This window comes from Mesorhizobium sp. B2-5-11 (assembly GCF_006440835.1).
Classification (GTDB): domain Bacteria; phylum Pseudomonadota; class Alphaproteobacteria; order Rhizobiales; family Rhizobiaceae; genus Mesorhizobium.
The window spans coordinates 266,213-283,779 of the sequence record NZ_VFUK01000002.1; the positions used below are offsets into that span (position 1 = coordinate 266,213).

Sequence of the window (17,567 nt, forward strand, 5' to 3'; positions counted from 1 at the left end):
CCCTTGAGGGGGAGATGTCCGGCAGGACAGAGGGGGGCGCCTTGGCGCCTGCCTTGCGCACTATGCACCTCGCCGGCCACGCCTGATGGCCCCCCCACCATCCTCCGTCAAACCTGAATTCCCCTGGTGGCTGGCCGCCGCCCTTGTCCTTGCCTTGGCCGCCGCGCTCGCCATCGCCGCCAGCGATCTTTATGCCCAGGTCTTCGCCACTGTTGCCAAGGGCATCGGCGTCACCGTCTTCGTCACCATTGTCGCCTTCGCGCTGGCCTCGATCATCGGCCTCGGCATCGCGCTGATGGGATTGTCGGGTTCGCAGTGGCTGCGGCAGATCGCGCGTTTCTATGTCGAGATCATCCGTGGCGTACCGATCCTGGTGCTTTTGTTCTGGATCGCGTTTGCCGGCGCACCGGCTTTCGTCGCCGCCTGGAACGCGCTGACCGCGCCGCTGCAGAGCACCGGCTATCTCGGCGAGTTGCAGGTGCGCGACGTCTCGCTCTTGTGGCGCGCCGTCATGGCGCTGACCATCGGCTATTCCGCCTTCATCTCCGAAGTGTTCCGGGCCGGCATCCAGGCGGTCGAGAAGGGCCAGATCGAAGCGGCCAAGGCGCTCGGGCTCACGCGGGCGCAACGTTTCCGGCTCATCGTCTTTCCGCAGGCGATCCGTACCATCCTGCCGCCGCTCGGCAATGACTTCGTCGCCCTGGTCAAGGATTCCTCGCTGGTCTCGGTGCTCGGTGTCGCCGACATCACGCAGATGGGCAAGGTCTATGCCGCCGGTTCCTTCCGCTTCTTCGAGACCTATTCGATAACAGCCTACATCTATCTCATCCTGACCGTCGGCTTGTCTTTGGCGCTCCGGGCGCTGGAACGGCGGTTGCGCCGCCAGCATCAGGAATAGTGTTTCGGCAAGGACGGCGTTACGCTCCGGTTGCGCACTGGAGGAGGAGCATGCCCATGAACGTCGACAAGGCCAATGCTGCGCTGGATTCGGTCTATACGGCCGATACGCCCGAAACCCTGGCGCAGGCCTATGCCGCATGGGCCGCGACTTATGACAGCGAGACCGCCTCGCTCGGCTATCTCCTGCCGTTCCTCATCACCGCCTGGGTGGCGCGCCACGTGCCTGCGGGCGAAGGGCCGCTGCTCGACGCCGGCTGCGGCACTGGCCTGTCCGGGCCGTCGCTGAAGGCGCTGGGCTACGGCGATATCGCCGGGCTCGACCTGTCGGACGACATGCTGAAGATCGCCGGCAGCCGCAACGCCTATGGCGAGCTGAAGCAGGCAATGCTGGGCGGCCCGCTGCCCTGGCCCGACGGCCATTTCCGCGCCTTCTTCTCGACCGGCGTGTTCACCATCAGCCATGCGCCGGCTTCCGGCCTGCACGAACTGGTGCGCATCACGAAGAAAGGCGGCCACGCCATCTTCACCGTGCGCGACCAGGTGTTCGAGAGCGGTGGTTTCCAGGCCGTCTTCGACGAGCTGGAACGCACGGGAAAATGGCGGCTGATGGAGCAAAGCCCGTGGTTCCGCTGCTATGCGATTGCCGAGCCGGATGCGCTGGTGAAGACGTTTGTCTTCGAGGTGCTTTGAACCGCGGGTCCGCCAAGCTTGGTGCGCATCCCCCGGAGGCGTGGACGCGAGGACGAGGAACCCAGGTCCCGCGCAGCCACCGCCAATTGCCGAAAAGCCAAAACATTGCTATCTACCCCGCCATGGAAGAGCTTTTTGGCGATCCGGCCTACAAGGGGTTCGTGCTGCAGGACAGAAAACGCCTGCCGTCGCGCTTCTCCGCGCGCGTCTGTGGCGCGCCGACCAGCCGACTTACGCGGGCCGACTGATCAACTCGTTTCGCCTGACATCTCGGCGTCTGCCCTTCCCTTTCTCATATCGACGGATTTACGCACATGAGCGCACCGCGCACCCTCTATGACAAGATTTTCGACGACCACGTCGTCGACCGCCAGGACGACGGCACCTGCCTGCTCTATATCGACCGCCACCTCGTCCATGAGGTGACCAGCCCGCAGGCCTTCGAGGGCCTGCGCATGAGTGGCCGCAAAGTCCGTCATCCCGAAAAGACGCTGGCCGTGGTCGACCACAACGTCTCGACCTCGCCCGAGCGCAAGTTCGGCATCAAGAACGAGGAAAGCCGCATCCAGGTCGAGGCTCTGGCCAAGAACGCCAAGGATTTCGGCGTCGAATATTATTCCGAGAATGACATCCGCCAGGGCATCGTCCACATCATCGGGCCGGAGCAGGGTTTCACCTTGCCCGGCATGACCATCGTCTGCGGCGACAGCCACACCTCCACCCACGGCGCCTTCGGCGCGCTGGCGCACGGCATCGGCACGTCGGAGGTCGAGCACGTGCTGGCGACGCAGACGCTGATCCAGCGTAAGGCCAAGAACATGCTGGTGCGCGTCGACGGCCAGTTGCCGGAAGGCGTCACCGCCAAGGACATTATCCTCGCCATCATCGGGGAGATCGGCACCGCCGGCGGCACCGGCCATGTCATCGAATATGCCGGCGAGGCGATCCGCTCGCTGTCGATGGAAGGCCGCATGACGATCTGCAACATGTCGATCGAGGGCGGCGCGCGCGCCGGCCTGATCGCACCTGACGAGACGACCTTCGCCTATGTCAAGGACAAGCCGCGCGCGCCCAAGGGCGCCGCCTGGGACGCCGCGCTCGCCTACTGGAAGACACTGCAATCCGACGAAGGCGCGCATTTCGACAAGGTGATCGTGCTCGATGCGGCCAAACTGCCGCCGATCGTCTCCTGGGGCTCTTCCCCGGAGGATGTTGTCTCGGTGCAAGGGATTGTGCCGAACCCGGAAGACATCACCGACGAAAACAAGCGCACCTCAAAGCAGCGCGCGCTCGACTATATGGGCCTGACGCCGGGAACGAAGATCACCGACATCGCCCTCGACCGTGTCTTCATCGGCTCCTGCACCAACGGCCGCATCGAGGATCTGCGCGCCGCCGCCAAGGTGGTCGAGGGCAGAAAAGTCAATCCGCGCGTCAACGCCATGATCGTGCCGGGCTCCGGCCTGGTCAAGGAACAGGCCGAGGCCGAAGGGCTGGACAAGATCTTCCTCGCCGCCGGCTTCGACTGGCGCGAGCCGGGCTGCTCGATGTGCCTTGCCATGAACGACGACCGGCTGAAGCCGCATGAGCGCTGCGCCTCGACCTCGAACCGCAATTTCGAGGGCCGGCAGGGCTTCAAGGGGCGCACCCATCTGGTGTCGCCGGCCATGGCTGCGGCGGCGGCGATCGCCGGCCACTTCGTCGATATTCGCGACTGGAAGTAAATCGCGGCTGGTTCGATCGAAACGCAAGGGCCCGGATCGCGATGCGATTCGGGCCTTCTGCTTAAGCGTTCAGAGCATGTTTGGAGCTTCACCGGTCGTCGCGGCGGATGATCTCGTGGAACTGCTCGCGGCGCCCGGGTTCTTCGGCGGCGACCACCAGGGCCAGCCCGCGTTCATCGAAGAGTTTGAACCATTCGTCCCACTCGACCAGCTCATAACCTCCGGCATTGATCGGGCGCTCCGGCTGGTCTTCGTCCTCATAGGCGTGCTGGCCGAATACCAGCCGCAGCATCGCCTGCGTGCCGGCCTCGGGCGACACGTCGACAATGGCCGGAAAGCCGGCGCGTGAAGCGGCCCATGAACGGATTGCCTCGTGATCGGTCAGGGTGATTGTATCGGCCATTATCGGTTCCTCTTCTGCGCTGGACAAACGCAGGTCCGGCGCGCCGGTTCCACGTCACGCTCCGCACCAGCGTGACGCATATTCGCTTTCGCTTAACCGCTTGTTTGGGCTTGCAGCCTAAGGTCTTCCCCGACGTCAAGCGAGGGGAAGTCACGGTCCTTTGGACACCGGCCTGCTGATAGCGTTGCTAAACCCGACGATCGCGCTGGCCCTCGGCGCGGCGTTCCTCGTGCTTTGGTTCTATCAGCGCCACCGTCCCTATCTGGCCGTGCTGGCGGTAAGCTATTCGCTTGCGGCGGCCGGGTTCCTGTTCCAGCATTTCACGCTGCCCGTTGGCCTGGCACCGTCGAAGCTGCTCTCCAACCTATGCTTCTGCGTTGCCGGATCCTGCCTGGCCGGCGCGATCGTGGCGCGGCATGGCCGGCGAGTGCCCTATGCCGGGCTTTGCGTCTTGGCGAGCGGCGGCATGGCCGCCTTTTGCTGGTTCCTGTTCGTCCAGCCGGACCTGACATGGCGGGTCCTCGTCATCAATTTCGCGCTCGGCGGCATCAGCCTGGTGGCGGCCGCCGAATTGCGCAAGGTGCGTGGCAATGGCCCGACGGAAAATATCCTGTTCGTCCTGGCGTTGCTCGCGGGGCTGAATTTCTTCGTGCGCACGCTTGCCGTCATCGTCGCGCACGGGCCTTTCGCGACCTATGACGAGCTCTATACATCATCCTATTGGACGACGGCGTTGCTGTCGCATGCGCTGCTGTCGCTGCTGATCGCGCTTTGCCTGTTCTCCGCCGCCGCGCTCGACGTGATGAAGGCGTTGAAGGTCGAAACCTACACAGATCCGCTGTCTCGCCTCCTCAACCGGCGCGGCTTCGAGCAACGGGCGGCACTGCTCTTGCAACGCTGCGCGGCGGCGAAATTGCCGGTGGCCCTTGTGCTGGCCGATCTCGACCACTTCAAGGCGCTCAACGACCTGCATGGGCATGCCGCGGGCGACCGGGTGATCGCCGACTTCGCCGCCAAGCTTCGCGCCGCCGCCGGTACGCGCGGTGAGGCCGGACGTATCGGCGGCGAGGAATTCGCGGTGCTCCTGCCCTTGACCGATCTTGCCGCCGCGCGGCTGCTCGCAGAGGCCGTGCGCGTGGCCTACTCGGCCGGCGGCGTCGACGGACTTCCGCCCGGCACCAAGGTCACCGCCAGTTTCGGCGTGGCGGCGCGCAGCGGCGACGAAGCGCTGGAGCCGTTGATGCGCCGCGCCGACGAGGCCCTCTACAAGGCCAAGAAGAACGGCCGCGACAGCGTGCGCCTGTCCTATGAGCGGCCGGAAACGCTGTTCGTGCCGGAGCCGCTCAAAGCCGGCTGAAGGCGATCGGCCTGACGTCTTCACCATCCAGGACCGCGCCGCACCGCTTCGTTCCTTGCTTCGCCCTGAAAGGCGATGGCAAACATCCTTCGGCCAATCCCCGAGGCGTGCGCGAGCCTCCGATATGACCTGACGTTAACTTCTTTTTCGCCCGTCGATGGTTTGCTGCCGTCAGGGGCTTTGGGAAATCATGGGCGGCGCGGACTTCATCCTTGTCATCAATCTGTTCGTTGCCGGGCTGCTGGCGGCGGCCTTCATGGCGATTGCCGTCTATGACATCGGACGCGTCTCGGCACGCTGGCTGGCGTTCGGTTATGTGCTGGGCATGGCCTATTTCGTCGTGGAATTCAGCATCCCCGCCTTCGACAATGCGCGGCTGGTGGTCGTCGCAGCCTTTGCCGTTTTCCTTGGCGCCACCATCGCCTTCAACGGCGGGCTTGCGCATAGATACGGCGTGACGCCGCCCTGGTCGGCGATGCTCCTGATCCTGGCCGTTGCGTCTGTCGCGGTCTATTTCGCCCAGGATCTGCCGCGCCAGTCCCTAGTCAGCAAGATGGCCTACCAACTGCCCTACGCCGTCATGCAGCTTACCGGGTTCGGCATTGTCTGGTCGTCCAGGCAAAGGCGTGACCGGCTCGATCGGATGCTGATGGCGGTGCTGGCGGCCAGCGCCATGCAGTTCGCCAGCAAGCCATTCATCGCCGATGCGCTTGGCGGCCGCGGCGCCGCCCCGCAATCCTATCTGCAGACCAGCTATGCCCTGGTATCGCAATCGCTCGGCACCGTGTTCGGCGTGGCGCTGGCCTTGCTGGCGCTGGCCATACTGGTGCGCGACGTGCTCGCCGAGGCGACGTCGAAATCGGAAACGGACACGCTGTCGCGGCTCCTCAACCGCGGCGGCTTCGAGCATCACGCCGAGAGGGCGCTGGGGGACGCGGCGCGCCGGGGCGTCCCAGTCGCGCTGGTCATCGCCGATCTCGACCACTTCAAGTCCATCAACGACAATTACGGCCATGCCTCGGGCGACCGGGTCATCGAGGCCTTTGCCCGCTTCCTGCGCGAGGCCGCGGCCGACCACCATGTCGCCGGTCGTATAGGCGGCGAGGAGTTCGCCATCATCCTGCCAGGCACCAACCTTGCCGCCGCGCGGCTGTTCGCCGAAAGCGCGCGCAGCGCCTTCGGGACGCTGCCCATCGACGGGCTCCCCGCCGACAATCGCTGCACGGCAAGCTTCGGCGTCGCCGAGCTTCGTGCCGGCGAGCATTTTTCCGGTCTGATGCGGCGTGCCGATGAAGCGCTCTATCGGGCCAAGGATGCCGGGCGCGACTGCGTGCGCGTTTCCGCCGGGCCAGCCAGGCCAGAGGCCGTGGCGCTGTTCAGCGGCAGGGGCTGAGCTCGGGCATTTCGCCGTCGGAGAGGCCATACATATAACTGCGCCCCTTCACGAACACCGGCGGCCGATAGCAGTCGCCATAGCCCGACATCTCCTCAGCGCCGTTCTCGTAGATCACCTTGGGCTGGCCGGCGCTGGTATAGTCGGACAGCTGCTTGGCGAGATTGCCTTCGCCGACGAGGATGCGCTTGTAGCCGGCGGCACTGTCGATGACGAGATTGCCGAAGGAATCGGCGTAGACCCGATCCTGGTGGCGTCCGTCCGCCAGCGCCGGCGCGGCGAAGCCGACGGCCAATACCGCCACTGTGAACGCCGCAAGGCGCGATCTGCCCGAATTCGAACGCATGGCGTCCTCCATGTTGGAGACAAAGCCTCCTCGAATCGGAAATTAACCTTTTCTTAACCTTTGTTAAGAGGCTGGCGTGGTTCTCACCCATGTCTTGATAAACATGGTTAACGAGGCACATGACGCGATCGTGATCGACGGTCGCGAGGCGCTGGTGATGAAAGCGGGCTCGGCGCCGCTGACCCGCACCCGCTGAGCCGAAGCCCGCGCCCGCCACATATATGCTGCACCGCAGCGAGAACGGGCCGGCTTGGCATCGTCGACGCCTAATCGATTGAAGCCCGGACCTGCCTTTTAATAAGACTAAATTACGTTTTCGAAACGGTTTTCTGGCTTTGACGCGGTGCAAAAAGAGCATTAGAAACCGGCTGTCCGAAGTCGCAACCGGAAGCGGCAATGCCGCATTTCCACCTGAGGCTCCAGGAACGCCGAACTGGGGGAGCCATGAGCAAATCACCAGCCACCCGCGAATTCGCCAGACGTGAACGGCCGCTTTCGCCGCACCTCAGCGTGTACCGGCCGCCGATCACCATGACGATGTCGATCATCCATCGCATCACCGGCGGCGCGCTCTATTTCGGCACGCTCCTGGTCGCGATATGGCTGATGGCGGCAGCGAGCTCGCAAGCCACTTTCGATTGGGTGAGCTGGGCCTTCGGAACCTGGCTCGGGCGGCTGATCCTGTTCGGCTACACCTGGGCGCTCATGCACCACATGCTGGGCGGCGTGCGCCACCTGATCTGGGATACCGGCGCCGGTCTCGAAAAGCATACCGCCTCCAAGATCGCCTGGGCGACCCTGGCCGGCTCGGTCCTGCTCACGCTGCTGATCTGGATCGCCGGCTATATGGCGCGAGGAGCCTGACCATGAGCACTGGAAAGACCGACATGCGCACGCCGCTGGCGAAAGTCCGCGGCCTGGGCTCGGCCCGCGAAGGCACCGGGCATTTCTGGCGCCAGCGCCTCACGGCAATCGCCAACATCCCGCTGATCCTGTTCTTCACCGGGTTCCTGGTCGCGCTCAACGGCGCCGGTTATGCGGAGGTGCGGGCAGCGCTCGCCAACCCGCTCGTGGCGCTGATGATGGCCCTTGTGCTCATCTCGCCGCTTTATCACATGCGGATCGGCATGCAGGTGATCATCGAGGATTACGTGCATGGCGAAGGCATGAAGCTGGCGCTGATCGCCCTCAACACTTTCTTCACCGTAGCGGTCGGCGTGGCTTCGCTCTTCGCCCTGCTCAAACTGGCATTCGGAGGCTGACGTTTTGGCCAAGGACGCGAAAGAAGCCAATACGGCAGGCTATACCTATGTCGACCACAAATTCGACGTCGTGGTCGTCGGTGCCGGAGGTGCGGGACTGCGCGCTACGCTGGGCATGGCCGAACAGGGCCTGCGCACCGCCTGCATCACCAAGGTTTTCCCGACCCGCTCGCACACGGTGGCGGCGCAGGGCGGCATTGCCGCTTCGCTTTCCAACATGGGCCCGGACTCCTGGCAGTGGCACATGTACGACACCGTCAAGGGTTCGGACTGGCTGGGCGATGTCGACGCCATGGAATATCTGGTGCGTGAAGCGCCGGCCGCCGTCTACGAACTCGAGCACTACGGCGTGCCGTTCTCGCGCACGGAAGAGGGCAAGATCTACCAGCGGCCGTTCGGCGGCCACATGATGAATTACGGCGATGGCCCGCCCGTGCAGCGCACTTGCGCGGCCGCCGACCGCACCGGCCACGCCATCCTGCACACGCTCTACGGCCAGTCGCTGAAGAACAACGCGCAGTTCTTCATCGAGTATTTCGCGCTCGACCTGATCATGGAGCCGGACGGTACATGCACCGGCGTCGTCGCCTGGAACCTCGACGACGGCACCATCCACCGTTTCTCGGCCAAGATGGTTGTGCTGGCGACAGGCGGCTATGGCCGCGCTTATTTCTCGGCGACGTCGGCCCACACCTGCACCGGCGACGGCGGCGGCATGGCCGCGCGGGCGGGGTTCCCTTTACAGGACATGGAGTTCGTGCAGTTCCACCCGACCGGCATCTACGGGGCCGGCTGCCTGATCACCGAAGGCGCGCGCGGCGAGGGCGGCTATCTCGTCAATTCCGAGGGCGAGCGGTTCATGGAGCGCTACGCGCCGTCGGCCAAGGACCTTGCCTCGCGCGATGTCGTCTCGCGCTGCATGACGCTGGAAATCCGGGAGGGCCGCGGCGTCGGCAAGAACAAGGACCATATCTTCCTGCACCTCGATCATCTCGATCCGGCGGTGCTGCACGAGCGGCTGCCCGGCATCTCGGAATCGGCAAAGATCTTCGCCGGCGTCGACCTCACCAAGGAGCCGATTCCGGTGCTGCCGACGGTGCACTACAATATGGGCGGCGTGCCGACCAATTACTGGGGCGAGGTGCTCAACCCGACGATCCTTAATCCCGATCGGGTCTCGCCCGGCCTGATGGCGGTAGGCGAGGCCGGCTGCGCCTCGGTGCACGGCGCCAACCGGCTGGGATCGAACTCGCTGATCGACCTGGTCGTGTTCGGACGCGCGGCGGCGATCCGCGCTGGCCAGGTCATCGATCGCAAGTCGGCGATCCCGTCGCCCAACCAGGCCTCGGTCGACAAGATCATGGATCGCTTCGACCGGCTGCGCCACGCCAACGGCTCGACGCCGACGGCGGTTCTGCGCGAAAAGATGCAGCGTGCCATGCAGGAAGACGCGGCGGTGTTCCGCACGCAGGAATCGCTGGAGAACGGTTGCAAGCGCATTTCGCAGATCTGGGGCGAGCTCAAGGACATAAAGGTTTTCGATCGCTCGATGATCTGGAACTCCGACCTGGTGGAGACGCTGGAGCTGGAAAACCTGATGGCCAACGCCATCACCACGGTCTACGGCGCCGAGGCCCGCAAGGAGAGCCGTGGCGCGCACGCGCGGGAGGATTTCTCGGCCCGCGACGACGCCAACTGGCGCAAGCACACGCTCGCCCATCTGAGCGAGACCGGTGAGGTGACGCTCTCCTACCGCCCGGTGCACACCGAACCGCTGCTGGCCGAAAAGGACGGCGGCATCAGTCTCGCCAAGATCGCGCCCAAGGCCAGGGTGTATTGAAATGACGTCCAGCCGCGTCATCCGAAAGGACCTGAGGTAATGGTCGAACTCACGCTCCCCAAGAACTCGAAGATCCAGCAGGGCAAGACCTGGCCGAAGCCGGAAGGCGCGACCAATCTCAGGGAATACCGCATCTACCGCTGGTCGCCGGATGATGACGAGAACCCGCGCATGGACACCTATTTCGTCGACATGGACGATTGCGGGCCGATGGTGCTGGATGCGCTGCTCTGGATCAAGAACAAGATCGACCCGACGCTGACCTTGCGCCGCTCCTGCCGGGAAGGCATCTGCGGCTCCTGCGCCATGAATATCGACGGCTCCAACACGCTCGCCTGCACCAAGGGCTGCGACGACATATCGGGTGCTGTCAAGATCTACCCGCTGCCGCATATGCCCGTCATCAAGGACCTGGTGCCCGATCTCACCAATTTCTACGCCCAGCACGCCTCGATCGAACCGTGGCTGAAGACGGTCTCGCCGCAGCCGGCCAAGGAATGGCTGCAGAGCCATGAGGAGCGCGAGAAGCTCGACGGGCTCTACGAATGCATATTATGCGCCTGTTGCTCGACCTCTTGCCCGAGCTATTGGTGGAACGGCGACCGTTATCTCGGCCCGGCAACCCTGCTGCAGGCGTATCGCTGGCTGATCGACAGCCGCGACGAGGCCACGGGCGAGCGGCTCGACAATCTCGAGGACCCCTTCCGGCTCTATCGCTGCCACACCATCATGAACTGCGCGCAGACCTGCCCCAAGGGCTTGAATCCGGCCAAGGCGATCGCGGAAATCAAGAAGATGATGGTGGAGAGAAGGGTTTAGGCGCTCGCTCGCGGCAATCTTGAACGCAGCGATCCTTCGCGCCCCCTTTCTCCGGCAGGACAAAAGGGGCGCTGTCTTGCCAGCTTCAAAAAGGATTGCAATCCAATGACGGACCTCCCCATCCTGTCTCCTCCCGAAGCGCGTGTGCTCGGCTGCCTCATCGAGAAGAAGGAGCTGACGCCGGACGTCTATCCGTTGACCCTCAACGCAGCGCTTGCCGCCGCCAACCAGAAGACGGCGCGCGAGCCCGTCATGGCGCTGGAGCAGACAGAGGTGCACCGGGCGCTGAAGCTGCTCGAGCAGAAGGGGCTGGTGCGGCAGATGTTCGGCTCCCGCGTCGAGCGCTACGAGCACCAGATGGCGCAGCGCTTCTCGCTGACCACGCCTCAGACCGCCTTGGTCGGTCTGCTTTTGCTGCGCGGGCCGCAGACGGCGCATGAATTGTTGGCACGCAGCGAGCGCATGGCAAGGTTTTCATCGATCGAGGATTTGCGCGGTGAACTCGATATGCTGATCGGCCGTCGACCGCCGCTCGTTCAGGAAATCCCGCGCGGTCCAGGCCAACGCGAGGACCGCTATGTGCATCTCCTCGCCGGGCCGGTTGACGTTGCCGCCCTGTCGGCGCAGCGCACTGCATCGGCCGTGCCCGCTTCCGACCTCGAAGCGAGAGTGGAGGCGCTGGAGCAGGAAGTCGCAGCCCTTCGCGCCCGGCTCGACGCGCTGGGCGCCTGAGCGGTCGGGCGTGTCCGGCGCGACCATGCGCGCCGGGATGCCGTGGTCTCAGCCGAGCCTGGCGTCGAGCGATACGTTGATGGCGCCCAGCGCTTTGGAAACAGGGCATTCGGCCTTGGCCTTCTCGGCCAATTCCTTGAACTTCGCGGCGTCGATGCCGGGCACCTTGCCGACAAGGGTGATCGCGCTGCCCGTGATGCCGGTGCCGGGAACCAGCGTCACCACGGCCTTGGCGTCGAGCTCGGCTGCCGGGGTGCCGTTCTCGGCCAGGAAATGCGACAGCTGCATGGCGTAGCAGCCGGCGTGCGCGGCCGCGATCAGCTCTTCCGGATTGGTGCCGGATTTGCCGCTCTCGTCCTCGAAGCGTGCCTTGAACGAATAGGGCGTGCCGTTCAGGGTCCCGCTCTGGCTGTCGAGCGTGCCTTTGCCGTCCTTCAGATTGCCCTTCCAGACGGCGGTTGCGGTGCGGTCCATGAATTCCTCCTTGGTTGTCGTGAACTTGTCCAGGTGAGCCCAGCGTCCGGCCAACTATAACGCGGGCATGCGCGAAGACCACTGCGCTGTTTGGACCACGGCGTGATGACGGTTCATTCCTTTAGAAAAAAAACCGCGTGCAAAAATGTCGGCTTCCATTCGGCCCGGCCGTCCTGCGGGCGACCACGGGATTGTGGCCGGATGGAGGTTCACATGGACAATCTGTTTTTCGCAATATGGAAGACCCCGGGCCGCAAGGCTCAACGACGGCAGGACTTCTGGCTGGAGCCACCGCCGTCCGGTGTCCGCAGGCTGCTGGCGGCTGTCGCCATCATCGCGGTCGCGGCATGCCTTCTCGACCATGCGGCAGCGGTCGAAGGCAAGGCTGACACGCTCGTCACCGCATCCTATGATTCATCGCAGCAAGGGAGCGCGAAATGAAATATGTCTGCCTGGTCTATGGTGAGGAGAAAGACCTCTACGCGCTCACCCCGGAAGGATCGGCCAAGCTCGACGCCGATTCGCTGGCCTATGACCGGTCCTTGGACCAACAAGGCAAGCTCATCGTCGCGCAGGCGCTGCAATCGGTGAAGACCTCGAAAACCGTGCGCCGTCGCAAGGGCAAGCGGCTGGTCACCGACGGCCCGTTCGCCGAAACCAAGGAGCAGTTGCTCGGCTTCGTCATGATCGAGGCGAAGGACCTCCAGGAGGCACTGGACATCGCCGGCGGCATTCCGCTGGCCGAACTCGGCACGATCGAGGTCCGGGCGATCTATGACGTGCCCGGGTCATAGATGGCGCGGCGGGTCAGATCGCCTCGCCCTTCAAAAGGCGCGGCGTGCCGGCTGAAAGCCCCGACGCCTGGCGGATGAAGAATTCCTTCAGCCGCGGCATGCGCTCGACCAGGCCGAGGCCGATATCGCGCACTGCGCGCAGCGGACCGATGTCGTTGGAAAACAGCCGGTTCAGCACATCTGTCGTGACGCCCATCTGCACCGTGTCGAAACGACGCCATTGCTGGTAGCGCTCGAGCACGTCGAGCGCGCCGATATCCTGGCCCAGCCGGTCGGCCTCGACGATCACCTCGGCCAGGGCGGCGACATCCTTGAAGCCGAGATTGAGGCCCTGGCCGGCAATCGGATGGATGCCGTGGGCGGCATCGCCGGCAAGCGCCACGCGCGGCGCGACGAAGGCGCGCGCGATGGTAAGACCCAGCGGCCAGGCGCGCGGCTTGTCGGCGACGCGGATCTCGCCAAGCTTGAGGCCGAAACGCTGTTCCAGCTCATGCTCGAAGAGGAGGTCGTCGCCGGCGACCAGCGTCTGAGCATCTTCCGACCGCTCGACCCAGACGATCGACGAGCGGTTGGAGCCGTCCTCGCCCGGCTTCAGCGGCAGCGTGGCGAAGGGGCCGGCGGGCAGGAAATGCTCTTCGGCACGGCCGTTGTGGGGCCGTTCATGTGCCACGGTGCAGACGATGCCGGACTGGCCGTATTCCCACTTCACCGTCTTGATGCCGGCCATGTCACGCAGCTTCGAATTGACGCCGTCGGCGGCGACCAGCAGCCGCGCCTTCAGCGTCGCGCCGTCGGCCAAATGCACGGTGATGCCTGCACCATTGGTTTCGAACCCTTGCACGGCAACGCCTTCGATGATGTCGACGCCGAGCTTTTCGGCGCTGCGGCGCAAGGCGCCGTTCAGCACCCGGTTGGCCACCATATGTGCGAAGGGCTCGCCCGACGCCACCTCGCCGTCGAAAGTGAGGAAGACCGGGCGCACAGGATCGGCGGCACGCGAATCGGTGATGATCATCTCGGTGATTGCCTGCGCTTCCGGCGCGATCTCGGCCCAGACGCCGAGCCGCTCGAGCATGCGGCAGGCGGCCGCCGCAATGGCCGAGGCGCGCCCGTCCCTTTGCCAGGAGCCGGCGGGTGCGGCATCGACCAGGGCCACGGCAAGCTCCGGTTGCGCCTGTTTCAGCGACACGGCGGCAGCCAGGCCGACATAGCCGGCGCCGGCGACCAGAACATCGAGCCCGGACCTGGTTTTCGCCTCTGCCTTGCCTTCCATGGTCTTCGCTCCTTGCAAGCCAGCCTGCCATCCGCCCTTGACGGCCCGTCCTTCCTGTCGGAAACCCGCCGAGGAAATCTTGAGGCGAGGTCACGACACATGACGGCGGCCATGGACGAGCTTCTGCGCATTCTCGACCTCGAGAGGCTGGAACACAATCTGTATCGTGGTCGCAGCCCCCAGGTGGAGTGGCAGCGCGTGTTCGGCGGCCAGACCATCGCCCAGGCGCTGGTGGCGGCGCAGCGGACCGTGGAGCCCGACCGCTACGTGCATTCGCTGCACGGCTATTTTATGCGGCCGGGCGACATCAAGGTGCCGATCATCTACGAGGTCGACCGCATCCGCGACGGCGGCTCCTTCACCACCCGCCGGGTGCTGGCGATCCAGCACGGGCAGGCGATCTTCTCGCTGGAGGCCTCGTTCCAGGTCGATGAGAAGGGGCTGGAGCACCAGTTCGCTTTGCCCGACGACGTGCCGCCGCCGGAAGGGCTGAAGACGCAGCGCCAATTGCTCGAAAGGGCCGACCGGGTGCCGGAAGCGGTGCGACGCTTCTGGGCGCGCGAGCGGCCGCTGGAGCTCAGGCCGGTCAATCTCCAGCACTATGAAAGCCGTGACAAGCTGCCGCCCCGGCAGAATGTCTGGATCCGCCTCGCCGGTCCCGTCCCAGACGACCGCGCGCTGCAATCGGTGTTGCTCGCCTACCTTTCCGACATGACGCTGCTCGACACCTCGACCTTCGCGCATGGGCGCGGGCTGTTCGATCCCGACATCCAGGCGGCCAGCCTCGACCATTCGATGTGGTTCCACCGCCCGCATTCGCTTGACGGCTGGCTGCTCTACGCGCAGGACAGCCCCTCGAGCTCGGGATCACGCGGATTCAGCCGCGGCACGCTCTATGCCCGCGACGGCACGCTGATCGCCTCGATGGCCCAGGAAGGCTTGATCCGGCTCAAGCGTTGAGCAGTCCTTTCGCCCAAAGCCTTCCAAATAGGCGTTTTCAGAAAATTGCTTAATTATTGAGCAGAAGCTGTGCCGCGCCCATCGGCACGGTGCGGTTGCGGGCGCGTCAATTCCTTTATTTACAACAGGTTAACACGCTGCTTCGGCAATTGGCACGGAGCTTGAATCCTCGTCGGCACTCTCCGGCTCCTCGGGATCGGTGAAGGTGTGCAAACGCGGGGGACCGCAACAGCAAAAGGGTGAAACCTTATGAAAATCGTGATGGCAATCATCAAGCCGTTCAAGCTCGACGAGGTACGCGAAGCGCTTACCGCCGTCGGCATCCAGGGCCTGACCGTCACCGAAGTCAAAGGCTACGGGCGTCAGAAGGGGCACACGGAAATCTATCGCGGGGCGGAATACGCGGTCAGTTTCCTGCCGAAGATCAAGATCGAGGTCGCGGTCAGCGCCGACGTGGTCGACAAGGCCGTGGAGGCCATCACCGCAGCCGCCAAGACCGGTCAGATCGGCGACGGCAAGATCTTCGTTTTCGGCATCGACCAGGCGGTGCGCATCCGCACCGGCGAAACAGACACCGACGCGCTCTGAAGCGGCGAACACGTATTCCAATGGAGAGTTCAATGAATATTCCTTCCACCTTGAAGAAGACGGGACGCGCCGCCCTTTTTGGCTCGCTCGCTCTCGCAGCGTTGGGCAGCGTCGCCGCCCTCGCGCAGGAAGCGGCTCCGGCCGCGGCTGCCGCCGCCCCGGCCGCTCCCACCCCGGTGCTCGACACCGGCAACACCGCCTGGATGCTGACTTCGACGGCGCTGGTGCTGATGATGACCATCCCCGGCCTGGCACTGTTCTACGGCGGCATGGTGCGCAAGAAGAACGTGCTTGCCACCGTCATGCAGAGCTTCGCCATCACCTGCCTGGTGACGGTGCTGTGGTTCATGTTCGGCTATTCGCTGGCCTTTTCCGACGGCGGCGGCATGAATGCCTATCTCGGGGGCTTCTCGAAGTTCTTCCATCACGGCATCACCACCTCGACGCTGTGGGCGCCGGGCGTGGCCAACATTCCTGAATTCGTCTTTTCGATGTTCCAGATGACCTTCGCCATCATCACCCCGGCCCTGATCGCCGGCGCCTTTGCCGAGCGCATGAAGTTCTCGGCCCTGCTGATCTTCATGGCGCTGTGGCTGCTGGTCGTCTATGCGCCGATCGCGCATTGGGTCTGGGGCGGCGGCTTCCTCGGCGCTGCCGGCGTGCTCGACTTCGCCGGCGGCACGGTCGTCCATATCAATGCCGGTGTCGCGGGTCTCGTCTGCGCCCTGGTCCTTGGCAAGCGCGAAGGCTACGGCACCACCAACATGGCGCCGCATAACCTGGTCTATTCCGTGATCGGCGCTTCGCTGCTGTGGGTCGGCTGGTTCGGCTTCAACGCCGGTTCGGAACTCGCCGCCGACGGCCTCGCCGGTGCCGCGATGCTCAACACCCAGGTTGCCACCGCGGCAGCGGCGCTGGCCTGGATGTTCGCCGAATGGATCGTCGCCAAGAAGCCCTCGGTGCTCGGCATCATCTCCGGCGCCGTCGCCGGCCTTGTCGCGGTGACGCCGGCTTCCGGCTTCGTCAACCCGACGGGCGCCTTCATCGTCGGCATCGTCGCCGGCGTCGTCTGCTACATCTCGGCGGTCAAGGTAAAGCACATGTTCGGCTATGACGACTCGCTCGATGCCTTCGGCGTCCATGGCGTCGGCGGCGTGGTCGGCGCATTGCTGACCGGCGTGCTCGCCGACCCGGCAATCAACAGCCTGTCCTCGGGCGCGTCGATCGGCAAGCAGCTCTACGGCATCGTCTTCACCATCCTGTGGACGGCAATCGCCACCTTCGTCATCCTCTACATCGTCAAGGCGCTCGTCGGCCTGCGTCCATCGACCCAGGAAGAGGTCGAGGGTCTCGACATCAGCCAGCACGGCGAAGTGGTGCCGTAAGGCCTCTTTGCCATGGGACCGGCGGACCTCCTCCCGCCGGTCCCATCTCTTTCTGTAATCGCGTACGGAAAACCGCTGCACGTCTTCTGGAACTTGAAATCCCGTCGTGACGCTCCGCAAGGTGCTCACGCCTTGAGGCCCGGATCGCTCCGGGCCTCTTTTTTGGAGCCCGTTTGATTGAACGAGCGCAATCACGTTCGCGTGATTGAGATTTTCGAGGAAACATCGGACGTCTTGGCATCGAACTCCCGGGCACGACCACTGTTCGGCGGTCGTTGCAAACAATAGGGAAGGAAACTATCCAATGAACGTCAAGAATATCTGTCTCGGCGCGCTCGCTCTTTCCATGGTCAGCGGCATGGCATTTGCCGGGGCTCTCGACGAACCCGACAATATGGCCCCGTTCTTCACCGATTCCAGCATGAAAACCATGAAGCCGATGGCGGAATTCAAGACCGCTTTCATGGCCATGCCAATGGAAAAACAGGATACGATGAAGAAGGAATGCCAGGACGCGGCGATGAGCAAGCCGCACGCCGAGTTCTGCGCCAACGTCCAGGCGCTCGGCGGAGCCAACTGAGACCGCAGCGGATCAGGCCCACCGAGCCTGATCACCCTGCCGTTGCC

General features: G+C 64.4%; 20 protein-coding genes. 16 read left to right on the forward strand and 4 right to left on the reverse strand.

All coding sequences use genetic code 11. The features are described from left to right. The first annotated feature begins 85 nt into the window (after positions 1-85). The 3 genes from FJ490_RS08430 to leuC all read left to right on the forward strand — a co-directional run bounded on the left by FJ490_RS08430 (position 86) and on the right by leuC (position 3,314). The gene (locus tag FJ490_RS08430) at positions 86-898 is read left to right on the forward strand and encodes an amino acid ABC transporter permease (RefSeq protein ID WP_140492737.1); all 813 of its coding nucleotides are present in this window, start codon (positions 86-88) and stop codon (positions 896-898) included. A gap of 56 nt (positions 899-954) precedes the next feature. Next, a complete protein-coding gene (locus tag FJ490_RS08435) occupies positions 955-1,590 on the forward strand; it encodes a class I SAM-dependent methyltransferase (RefSeq protein WP_140524674.1) in 636 nt (211 codons plus the stop codon). 314 nt (positions 1,591-1,904) lie between these two features. Continuing rightward, a complete protein-coding gene (leuC, locus tag FJ490_RS08445) occupies positions 1,905-3,314 on the forward strand; it encodes a 3-isopropylmalate dehydratase large subunit (RefSeq protein ID WP_140673928.1) in 1,410 nt (469 codons plus the stop codon). A gap of 88 nt (positions 3,315-3,402) precedes the next feature. Here the strand turns inward: leuC and FJ490_RS08450 are convergent, their stop codons facing one another. Further along, on the reverse strand, positions 3,403-3,717 hold the full coding sequence (locus FJ490_RS08450; protein WP_140492726.1) for a hypothetical protein: 315 nt from the start codon (positions 3,715-3,717) through the stop codon (positions 3,403-3,405). Between the two features lie 160 nt (positions 3,718-3,877). Between FJ490_RS08450 and FJ490_RS08455 the strand changes: the two genes are divergently transcribed. Both FJ490_RS08455 and FJ490_RS08460 read left to right on the forward strand, forming a co-directional pair. After that, positions 3,878-5,074 (forward strand): GGDEF domain-containing protein, encoded by a 1,197-nt coding sequence (locus tag FJ490_RS08455; protein ID WP_140662750.1) that lies wholly within the window; start codon positions 3,878-3,880, stop codon positions 5,072-5,074. Positions 5,075-5,264: 190 nt separating this feature from the next. Beyond that, a complete protein-coding gene (locus FJ490_RS08460; RefSeq protein ID WP_140559265.1) occupies positions 5,265-6,467 on the forward strand; it encodes a GGDEF domain-containing protein in 1,203 nt (400 codons plus the stop codon). On the opposite strand, the gene FJ490_RS08465 is transcribed toward FJ490_RS08460, so the two are convergent. After that, complete coding sequence (locus FJ490_RS08465; protein WP_140559264.1) at positions 6,451-6,813, reverse strand: hypothetical protein; 363 nt, start codon at positions 6,811-6,813, stop codon at positions 6,451-6,453. The two genes, FJ490_RS08460 and FJ490_RS08465, sit on opposite strands and share 17 nt — an antisense overlap. Before the next feature lie 444 nt (positions 6,814-7,257). Here FJ490_RS08465 and sdhC point away from each other — a divergent pair, with 444 nt between their 5' ends. The 5 genes from sdhC (at position 7,258) to FJ490_RS08490 (ending at position 11,466) form a co-directional block, all read left to right on the forward strand. After that, the gene (sdhC, locus tag FJ490_RS08470; protein ID WP_140518100.1) at positions 7,258-7,677 is read left to right on the forward strand and encodes a succinate dehydrogenase, cytochrome b556 subunit; all 420 of its coding nucleotides are present in this window, start codon (positions 7,258-7,260) and stop codon (positions 7,675-7,677) included. Positions 7,678-7,679: 2 nt separating this feature from the next. Then, the gene (gene sdhD / locus FJ490_RS08475; protein WP_140518101.1) at positions 7,680-8,075 is read left to right on the forward strand and encodes a succinate dehydrogenase, hydrophobic membrane anchor protein; all 396 of its coding nucleotides are present in this window, start codon (positions 7,680-7,682) and stop codon (positions 8,073-8,075) included. 4 nt (positions 8,076-8,079) lie between these two features. Further along, complete coding sequence (sdhA, locus tag FJ490_RS08480; RefSeq protein WP_140518102.1) at positions 8,080-9,915, forward strand: succinate dehydrogenase flavoprotein subunit; 1,836 nt, start codon at positions 8,080-8,082, stop codon at positions 9,913-9,915. Positions 9,916-9,954: 39 nt separating this feature from the next. Then, positions 9,955-10,734 (forward strand): succinate dehydrogenase iron-sulfur subunit, encoded by a 780-nt coding sequence (locus FJ490_RS08485; protein WP_140518103.1) that lies wholly within the window; start codon positions 9,955-9,957, stop codon positions 10,732-10,734. A 105-nt stretch (positions 10,735-10,839) separates the two neighbouring features. Then, positions 10,840-11,466 (forward strand): DUF480 domain-containing protein, encoded by a 627-nt coding sequence (locus FJ490_RS08490; RefSeq protein ID WP_140559263.1) that lies wholly within the window; start codon positions 10,840-10,842, stop codon positions 11,464-11,466. Positions 11,467-11,514: 48 nt separating this feature from the next. On the opposite strand, the gene FJ490_RS08495 is transcribed toward FJ490_RS08490, so the two are convergent. Next, a complete protein-coding gene (locus tag FJ490_RS08495; RefSeq protein WP_140492697.1) occupies positions 11,515-11,940 on the reverse strand; it encodes an OsmC family protein in 426 nt (141 codons plus the stop codon). Positions 11,941-12,153: 213 nt separating this feature from the next. On the opposite strand from FJ490_RS08495, the gene FJ490_RS08500 reads away from it, so the two are divergent. Continuing rightward, positions 12,154-12,381, forward strand: coding sequence for a hypothetical protein (locus tag FJ490_RS08500; protein ID WP_140554839.1), 228 nt, complete (start codon positions 12,154-12,156; stop codon positions 12,379-12,381). Continuing rightward, entirely contained in the window at positions 12,378-12,734 is a 357-nt protein-coding gene (locus FJ490_RS08505; RefSeq protein WP_140492691.1) for a YciI family protein, read from the forward strand. The genes FJ490_RS08500 and FJ490_RS08505 overlap by 4 nt, the downstream gene beginning before the upstream one ends. A gap of 13 nt (positions 12,735-12,747) precedes the next feature. On the opposite strand, the gene FJ490_RS08510 is transcribed toward FJ490_RS08505, so the two are convergent. Continuing rightward, a complete protein-coding gene (locus FJ490_RS08510) occupies positions 12,748-14,007 on the reverse strand; it encodes a ubiquinone biosynthesis hydroxylase (protein ID WP_140728659.1) in 1,260 nt (419 codons plus the stop codon). 99 nt (positions 14,008-14,106) lie between these two features. Between FJ490_RS08510 and tesB the strand changes: the two genes are divergently transcribed. The 4 genes from tesB (at position 14,107) to FJ490_RS08530 (ending at position 17,520) form a co-directional block, all read left to right on the forward strand. Continuing rightward, positions 14,107-14,967 carry an acyl-CoA thioesterase II gene (tesB, locus tag FJ490_RS08515; RefSeq protein WP_140728660.1) on the forward strand — a complete coding sequence of 287 codons (861 nt, stop codon included), beginning with the start codon at positions 14,107-14,109 and terminating at the stop codon, positions 14,965-14,967. A 249-nt stretch (positions 14,968-15,216) separates the two neighbouring features. After that, positions 15,217-15,555, forward strand: coding sequence for a P-II family nitrogen regulator (locus FJ490_RS08520; RefSeq protein WP_095084051.1), 339 nt, complete (start codon positions 15,217-15,219; stop codon positions 15,553-15,555). 32 nt (positions 15,556-15,587) lie between these two features. Next, positions 15,588-16,940 (forward strand): ammonium transporter, encoded by a 1,353-nt coding sequence (locus FJ490_RS08525; protein WP_140492683.1) that lies wholly within the window; start codon positions 15,588-15,590, stop codon positions 16,938-16,940. 304 nt (positions 16,941-17,244) lie between these two features. Continuing rightward, on the forward strand, positions 17,245-17,520 hold the full coding sequence (locus FJ490_RS08530; protein ID WP_140492681.1) for a hypothetical protein: 276 nt from the start codon (positions 17,245-17,247) through the stop codon (positions 17,518-17,520). The last annotated feature ends 47 nt before the right edge of the window (positions 17,521-17,567 follow it).